Annotated in this window: 1 protein-coding gene; it reads left to right on the top strand. The window is 67.5% G+C overall.

Annotated elements, in window-relative coordinates:
* Window positions 1-3: 3 nt before the first annotated feature.
* Window positions 4-1,194, top strand: a complete 1,191-nt coding sequence (gene tuf, locus FV223_RS28095) for an elongation factor Tu (protein WP_147729937.1) — start codon at window positions 4-6, stop codon at window positions 1,192-1,194.
* The last annotated feature ends 3 nt before the right edge of the window (window positions 1,195-1,197 follow it).

The following is a 1,197-nucleotide window of genomic DNA, read 5'->3' as shown; positions in this document are numbered from 1 at the left end:
ACCATGGCCAAAGAGAAGTTTGCCCGCACGAAGCCGCACTGCAACATCGGCACGATCGGTCACGTCGACCACGGCAAGACGTCGCTGACGGCGGCGATCACGAAGGTCTTGGCGGAGTCCGGCGGGGCGACGTTCACGGCCTACGACCAGATCGACAAGGCTCCGGAGGAGAAGGCGCGCGGGATCACGATCTCGACGGCGCACGTGGAGTACGAGACGACGAACCGGCACTACGCGCACGTCGACTGCCCCGGCCACGCCGACTACGTGAAGAACATGATCACGGGCGCGGCGCAGATGGACGGCGCGATCCTGGTGGTGTCGGCGGCCGACGGCCCGATGCCGCAGACCCGCGAGCACATCCTGCTGGCGCGCCAGGTCGGCGTTCCGGCGCTGGTGGTGTTCCTCAACAAGGTGGATCTCGTCGACGACGCCGAGCTGCTCGAGCTCGTCGAGATGGAAGTGCGCGAGCTTCTGTCGAAGTACGACTTCCCCGGCGACGACATCCCGATCACTAAGGGCTCGGCCAAGGTCGCGCTCGACAACGGCGACAAGGCGGTCGGGCACGACGCGGTGCTGGCGCTGATGAAGACGGTGGACGACTACATCCCGCAGCCGGAGCGTCCGATCGACATGCCGTTCCTGATGCCGATCGAGGACGTGTTCTCGATCTCGGGCCGCGGCACGGTGGTGACGGGCCGGGTCGAGCGCGGCATCGTCAAGGTCGGCGAGACGGTGGAGATCGTCGGCATCCGCGACACCCAGACCACGACGGTCACGGGCGTCGAGATGTTCCGCAAGCTGCTCGACCAGGGCCAGGCGGGCGACAACGTCGGCGTGCTGCTGCGCGGCACCAAGCGCGAGGACGTCGAGCGCGGCCAGGTCGTGTGCAAGCCGGGCTCGGTCAAGCCCCACACCAAGTTCAAGGCCGAGGCCTACATCCTGACCAAGGAGGAGGGCGGGCGCCACACGCCGTTCTTCACCAACTACCGGCCGCAGTTCTACTTCCGCACCACCGACGTGACCGGCGTGTGCGTGCTGCCCGAGGGCACCGAGATGGTGATGCCGGGCGACAACGTGACCATGGACGTCACGCTGATCGTGCCGGTGGCCATGGAGGAGAAGCTGCGCTTCGCCATCCGCGAGGGCGGCCGAACCGTCGGCGCCGGCGTCGTCGCCGCCATCAACGCGTAGTCG

The organism is Methylobacterium sp. WL116 (assembly GCF_008039455.1).
Taxonomy (GTDB): Bacteria; Pseudomonadota; Alphaproteobacteria; order Rhizobiales; family Beijerinckiaceae; genus Methylobacterium.
Note: the sequence above shows the minus strand (reverse complement) of the source record. Positions and strands in the feature narration are given on the sequence as shown.

Excerpts from the sequence above, each read along its gene's own strand:
- tuf (WP_147729937.1), top strand. The coding sequence starts at position 4 with ATGGCCAAAGAGAAGTTTGCCCGCACGAAGCCGCACTGCAACATCGGC.